Here is a 6000-nt window from a genome sequence, read left to right as displayed (position 1 = left end):
GGTGCCGCTGTTTGGGAATGTGGTGACGGCGAGCAGCGTTGGCTTTGAAGGGCACGACAGGCATCCAAGATCAGGGGGCCCGCTCTCCTATGCTAGCCACCTTCGACTGCCAAGTCGCGTATTCGTGCAACAAGGCACCTGAATGGCCTATTCAGCTCATTGTGCCCTCCCCGAGTTACTGCAACACAGCCGATCAAGGACGGGTCCCGTGCTGGCCGCGGGGCAGTATCGCATTCTCGACGAACGTGGTGACAGCCTCAACATACTGCTCGGGCAACACGCCGCGGCGACGATATTTGCCGCGCTTAACATACCAGTCCTGCAGAAGCGGCTTGATGAGCGACGCGGTCAACTCGACATTGGCGGCCGAAAACCGCCCGCGTCGCACGCCGTCGGCGAGCGCATCCGCGATCAGGGCCTCGGTTGCCAACTCGCTCCGCCGCGCCTTCTCACGCCCCTCCTTCGGAAACGCCTTGGCCTCCATGTAGGCGAACTGAAACCACGGCTGCATCGTCTCCGTCAGATAGACGTGGGTTTCCAGCAGCCAGCGCAGGCGCTTGCCTGGATCCTCGGACAAAGCTGCCGGTGGGCTCCCGAGCGTGGCTGACACCGCCCCCGAGACCTCGCCGAGGATCATCAGCAGCAGCGTGTCCTTGCTGTCGAAGTAGGTGTACAGCGCCCCCATGCTCAGCCCCGACGCGGTCGCGAGATGCCGCAGGCTCATCGAATGGAAGCCCTTGCGGTTGCTCAGCGCGAGCGTCGTCTGGACGATCCGCACCAGCCTTGCCACCGCCACGTGGGGCTTCTGGGTGCGGATCGTGTCGCGGTGCCGTTGGAGCATGCGGGTGCAGAGCGCCTCAGGAGAGAGGTCGAACTCGGACTGGAAGGCCTTGAGCGTCCGCGGATGCAGGGGCAGCCCCGGGAACCGGGCCGCGTCCTGAACCGATGCAACCTTGACGACCATGGGTTTGGCCTCCCTGGCACGATGAACTTCTGCGCGTCTTCCTCGCCGGACCCCCGTCGACCCGGAGCAGCCGATCGGCCGCATTATTGACTTTAGCGCCTCGATGGCACCATCATCAATAAAAACGAGCGCTCGCTCACAAAATTTACGATCGCGGTAGGTCGCGAGGGAGGAATGCGGATGGCACTCGGGTTTGATCTGAAGGGGCGCGTCGCTCTTGTCACCGGGGCATCGAGCGGGCTCGGCCGGCACTTTGCCCAGGTCCTGGCCCAGGCCGGCGCCAACGTGGTCGTCGGGGCCCGCCGCACCGGCCCTCTCGATGATCTCTGCCGCGCGATCACCGACGCCGGCGGACAGGCCCGTGCGGTGCCCCTGGACGTCACTGACGGCGCCAGTGTCGAGCAAGCGCTCGCGGACATCGCGGCCGGTGGCGGCCTCGACATTCTCATCAACAACGCCGGTGTCACCACGACCAAGTCCGTGCTCGACCTGGCCGAGAGCGAATGGGACCATGTCGTCGGCACGAACTTGAAGGGCAGCTTTCTCGTCGCTCAGGCCGCCGCGCGCCTCATGACGACCCAGGGCCGCGGCGGAGCCATCGTCAACATTGCCTCGATCCTCGGTTTGCGGGTCGCAGGCCACGTTGCGGCCTATTCCGCCTCAAAGGCTGGCGTCGTTCAGCTCACCAAGTCGATGGCGCTCGAACTGGCGCGCCACGGCATCCGGGTCAACGCCCTCTGCCCGGGCTACATCGAAACGGAGCTGAACCAGGACTTCTTCCAGAGCGAGGCCGGCCAGGCGCTCGTCCTGCGCATTCCGCAGCGCCGCCTCGGCCAGCCGGCCGACCTGGACGGTGCGCTTCTGCTCCTCTGCTCCGCGGCCGGCTCGTACATCACGGGCGCGACCCTCGCCGTCGACGGCGGCCACCTCGTCTCCAGCCTCTAGGATGCTCTGATGGACTTCCACATTTCACCTGGAATCGAAGACTTCCGCGCACGCATCGCCACCTTCGTCGACCGTGAACTCCTTCCTCTTGAGGTCGATCCCACGTCTTATGACGAGCACGAGAACATCCGCCTCGATCTGCTCCAGCGGATGCGCGAGAAGGCCAAGACCGACGGCCTCTGGTGCCTGCAACTCAAACCGGAGACGGGCGGCGCGGGTCTCAGCAAGGTCGGCATGGCGGTATGCTACGAGGCCATGAACCGCTCGATCTTCGGTCCGGTCGTCTTCAACTCGGCAGCGCCCGACGACGGCAACATGATGGTGCTCGAGGCTGTCGGCACGCCCGAGCAGAAGGAGCGCTGGCTGCAGCCCATCGTCCGCGGTGAGGTGCGCTCCGCCTTCGCCATGACCGAACCGCATCCCGGCGGCGGCTCCGATCCGAGCATGATCCAGACCCGGGCCGAGAAGCGCGGCAACACTTACGTCGTCCATGGGCGCAAGTGGTTCATCACGGGCGCTGAGGAAGCCAGCCATTTCATCCTCATCGCTCGCACCTCGGATGATCCCCGCTACGGACTGACGGCCTTCCTGTTCCACAAGGACCAGCCGGGCTGGCGCATTCTGCGCCGGATTCCGATCATGGGCCCGGAAGAGCATGGCGGCCACTGCGAGATCGCGTTCGACGGCCTGGAGATCCCGCAGGAGAACGTGCTCCTCGGCGAGGGCCAAGGTCTGAAGGTAACGCAGATCCGCCTCGGGCCGGCGCGCCTGACCCATTGCATGCGCTGGCTCGGCCTGTCGAAGCGCTGCGTCGAGATCGCCCAGGCCTATGCGGCCGAGCGCACCGGCTTCGGCCAGCGCCTTGCCGACCGGGAGAGCATTCAGCTGATGCTCGGTGACCTCGCCCTCAAGATCGAGATCGGGCGCCTGCTGGTCATGAAGGCTGCCTGGGCGCTGGACCAGGGCAGCTTCGCCCGCAAGGAGGTCTCCATGGCAAAAATTCATGTCGCCAACCTGCTGCATCAGGCCGCCGACACCGGCATCCAGGTCAACGGGGCCCGCGGCTACTCCAAGGACACCGTGCTGGAATGGATTTACCGCTACGCCCGCCAGGCCCGGCTGGTGGATGGAGCGGACGAGGTGCACCGCATGGTGCTCAACCGCTTCCTCACGTCAGAGGGCTCCGACTTCTGGAGTTGGCCCGTTGCGGATGGCGGCACGCTCGCAACCTCCCCTTGAGGTCGGAGCCTTGTCGGTTCGCGGTAGGATAGACATAGATCTTGGGAGCGGTCGACATGAGACATGAGAAGCATCTGGCCCCCCGCGAGGCCAATTTCCGGCCCTTGACGCCGCTGGATTTCCTCGAGCGCTCGGTCTCCGTCTATCCTGACAGGCCCGCCGTGATCTGGCACGACCAGCGCTACACCTACCGCGCGTTCGGCGAACTCGTCGGCCGGTTCGCGGCGATGCTGCGCCGCAAGGGCATCTCACGTGGCGACACGGTCTCGATCATGGCGCCGAACCGTCCGGAGATGCTGGCCGCGCATTATGCCGTGCCCATGGTCGGGGCGGTGCTCAACACCATCAACACCCGGCTGGATGCCGACACCGTCAATTACATCCTCAAGCACTCGGAGAGCAGAATCCTCATCGTCGACCCGAGTTGCGCCGACGTAGCACGGCAGGCGGCGGTTGGCCTCAATGTTGCTCTCATCCATCTCGATGACGGTGCTGGCTCGGGAGAGGCAGAGAGCTTCGGCGCCCTCACCGGGGATGAGACGCCCGATCCCATCACCTCCTCCGCTGTTGCGGACGAATGGCAGCCGATCTGCCTCAACTACACCTCGGGGACGACCGGACGCCCCAAGGGCGTGGTCTATCACCATCGCGGCGCCTATCTGAACGCCTTGGGCAATGTCCTGTCGCTGGGCCTGAACACCAGCTCGGTCTATCTTTGGACCCTGCCGATGTTTCACTGCAACGGGTGGTGCCATACCTGGGCCGTGACGGCGGCGGGCGGCACACATGTTTGCCTCGATAAGGTCGAGCCCTCCCCGATTTTCCGGGCCATCGAGACGCACGGGGTGACGCATCTCAGCTGCGCGCCCGTCGTGCTGTACCTGCTGCTCAACCACCCGGACAGGAGCCTGAGGGATCCGGCGCGGCGGGTGCTGCTGGCGACGGGCGGCGCCTCTCCGACGAGCGCGTTGATCCGGCAGCTGGACGTGCTCGGCTTCGATCTCGTCCACCTCTATGGCCTGACGGAGTCGTTCGGGCCTGCGACCCTCTGCGCACTCCGTGATGATTGGGAGCTGACCAGCGACGAGGACAAGGCCCACGCTCTGGCGCGCCAAGGCGTGCGCCACCTCACGGCCAACCGCGTCCGCGTCATTGACCAGCAGGGCAACGAGGTTACACGGGACGGGACCACCGTCGGTGAGATCGCCCTGCAGGGCAATACGCTGATGGCGGGCTACTACGGGGATGAGGCTGCGACCGAGGCAGCCTTCTCCGGAGGCCGGTTTCACACGGGGGACCTCGCCGTTTGCCACCCTGACGGTTACATCGAGATCAAGGACCGCTCGAAGGACATCATCATCTCCGGCGGCGAGAACATTTCGAGCCTGGAGGTCGAGAGCGTCCTGCACCAGCACCCGGCCGTTCTGTTGGCGGCCGTCGTGGCGGTGCCGGATGAGAAATGGGGCGAGACGCCCTGCGCCGTCATCGAGCTGAAGGACGGCATGACCGCCACGCCCGAGGAGCTGACGGCGTTCTGCCGAGCCCGGCTCGCCGGCTTCAAGGTCCCGCGCAGGTTCATGTTCGAGCCCATTCCGAAGACCGCCACCGGAAAAGTCCAGAAATTCCAGCTTCGTGCGGAGCTGCGGACCTCCAGATCCTGATCATTCTCTTTTACGCAGAACAGGAGACTACCGATGGGCGCCCCTTCGACCTCACTGGATCGCGCGCCGGAATTCGACGCCGAGAGCCTCGACCGTTTCCTGCGCGCGTCCATTCCTGGCTTGAGTGGGGCCATGTCCCTTGAGCGGATCGCCGGGGGGCAATCCAACCCGACCTTCTTCGTCACCTATGACACTCGGCGGCTCGTTCTGCGCAAGCAGCCTATCGGGAAATTGCTCCCGTCCGCGCACGCGATCGACCGCGAGTATCGTGTCATGGGGGCGCTGCAACAGGCAGGCGTCCTGGTCCCGGCTGTCGTTCTCTACTGCGACGACAGAGACGTCATCGGGACGCCTTTCTACATCATGGATCGTCTGGAGGGGCGTGTCTTCCACGACAGCGCGCTCCCTGGTGTGTCGAGCGACGAGCGCCGCCTCATGTACCGATCACTTGCCCAAGCGTTGGCGGCTCTCCACAACGTCGATCCGGCCAGTGTCGGCTTGTCGGATTATGGGAAGAGCGGAAACTACTTTGCCCGCCAGATCGCACGGTGGACCAGGCAGTGGGAGCTTTCCCGCACGCGGGAGGACGCCAACATCGAGTGGCTGGTCGCATGGCTTCCCGAGAACATCCCGGACGATGACGTCACCGTGGTGACGCATGGCGACTTCCGGGTCGGAAACATCATGTTCCACGAGCACGAGCCCCGCGTCGTCGCTATCCTTGATTGGGAACTGTCTACCCTTGGACACCCGCTGGCGGATCTGGCTCATGCCTGCATGGGGTGGCACTCCGGGCCGCACGAGTATGGCGGATTGATGGGGCTGGACTTGGCCACTCTCGGGATCCCCAGCGAGGCGGAGTTCACGCAAGCCTACTACGAGGCGGCCCATCACGGGCTTCGCATGACTCGCTTCCACATGGCCTTCGCGCTCTTTCGTTTCGCCGTCATCTTCGAGGGCATCGCAGCGCGGGCAAAGGCCGGCAATGCCGCCGATGCGAGTGCTGCGGCCGTCGGACCTCTGGCGGCGGGTTTCGCCCGGCATGCCGTCGATGCCGTGAGCGGCAACCGATGACCGCCGCCTCGGCGACGGGAACTGTCGTGCAGCCGAGCCCGTCGCCTCTGACCATGTCGTGTATGCTGGATGGGTCAAGATGCTGGGAACGTTTTGGCTCGGATCGGTTGAACCTGG

At 65.0% G+C, this 6000-nt stretch carries 5 protein-coding genes; 4 read left to right on the top strand and 1 reads right to left on the bottom strand.

Going from position 1 to position 6000, the window contains the following annotated elements:
• Positions 1-193: 193 nt before the first annotated feature.
• Positions 194-964, bottom strand: a complete 771-nt coding sequence (locus tag IC232_RS22065; protein WP_190847103.1) for a TetR/AcrR family transcriptional regulator — start codon at positions 962-964, stop codon at positions 194-196.
• A gap of 180 nt (positions 965-1144) precedes the next feature.
• Between IC232_RS22065 and IC232_RS22060 the strand changes: the two genes are divergently transcribed.
• From IC232_RS22060 to IC232_RS22045, 4 genes are read left to right on the top strand one after another with little or no spacing between them, the layout of a single operon-like run.
• On the top strand, positions 1145-1909 hold the full coding sequence (locus IC232_RS22060; protein ID WP_190847102.1) for an SDR family NAD(P)-dependent oxidoreductase: 765 nt from the start codon (positions 1145-1147) through the stop codon (positions 1907-1909).
• Positions 1910-1918: 9 nt separating this feature from the next.
• The gene (locus IC232_RS22055) at positions 1919-3148 is read left to right on the top strand and encodes an acyl-CoA dehydrogenase family protein (protein WP_190847101.1); all 1230 of its coding nucleotides are present in this window, start codon (positions 1919-1921) and stop codon (positions 3146-3148) included.
• A 56-nt stretch (positions 3149-3204) separates the two neighbouring features.
• Positions 3205-4809, top strand: coding sequence for an AMP-binding protein (locus IC232_RS22050; protein WP_190847100.1), 1605 nt, complete (start codon positions 3205-3207; stop codon positions 4807-4809).
• A 33-nt stretch (positions 4810-4842) separates the two neighbouring features.
• A complete protein-coding gene (locus IC232_RS22045; RefSeq protein ID WP_190847099.1) occupies positions 4843-5883 on the top strand; it encodes a phosphotransferase family protein in 1041 nt (346 codons plus the stop codon).
• The last annotated feature ends 117 nt before the right edge of the window (positions 5884-6000 follow it).

It is taken from the genome of Microvirga sp., from assembly GCF_014699075.1.
In the GTDB taxonomy this organism is placed as follows: Bacteria; Pseudomonadota; Alphaproteobacteria; order Rhizobiales; family Beijerinckiaceae; genus Microvirga.
Note: the sequence above shows the minus strand (reverse complement) of the source record. Positions and strands in the feature narration are given on the sequence as shown.

Coding starts and splice junctions, on each gene's coding strand:
- IC232_RS22060 (WP_190847102.1), top strand. CDS start 1,145: ATGGCACTCGGGTTTGATCTGAAGGGGCGCGTCGCTCTTGTCACCGGG.
- IC232_RS22050 (WP_190847100.1), top strand. CDS start 3,205: ATGAGACATGAGAAGCATCTGGCCCCCCGCGAGGCCAATTTCCGGCCC.
- IC232_RS22065 (WP_190847103.1), bottom strand. CDS start 964: ATGGTCGTCAAGGTTGCATCGGTTCAGGACGCGGCCCGGTTCCCGGGG.
- IC232_RS22055 (WP_190847101.1), top strand. CDS start 1,919: ATGGACTTCCACATTTCACCTGGAATCGAAGACTTCCGCGCACGCATC.
- IC232_RS22045 (WP_190847099.1), top strand. CDS start 4,843: ATGGGCGCCCCTTCGACCTCACTGGATCGCGCGCCGGAATTCGACGCC.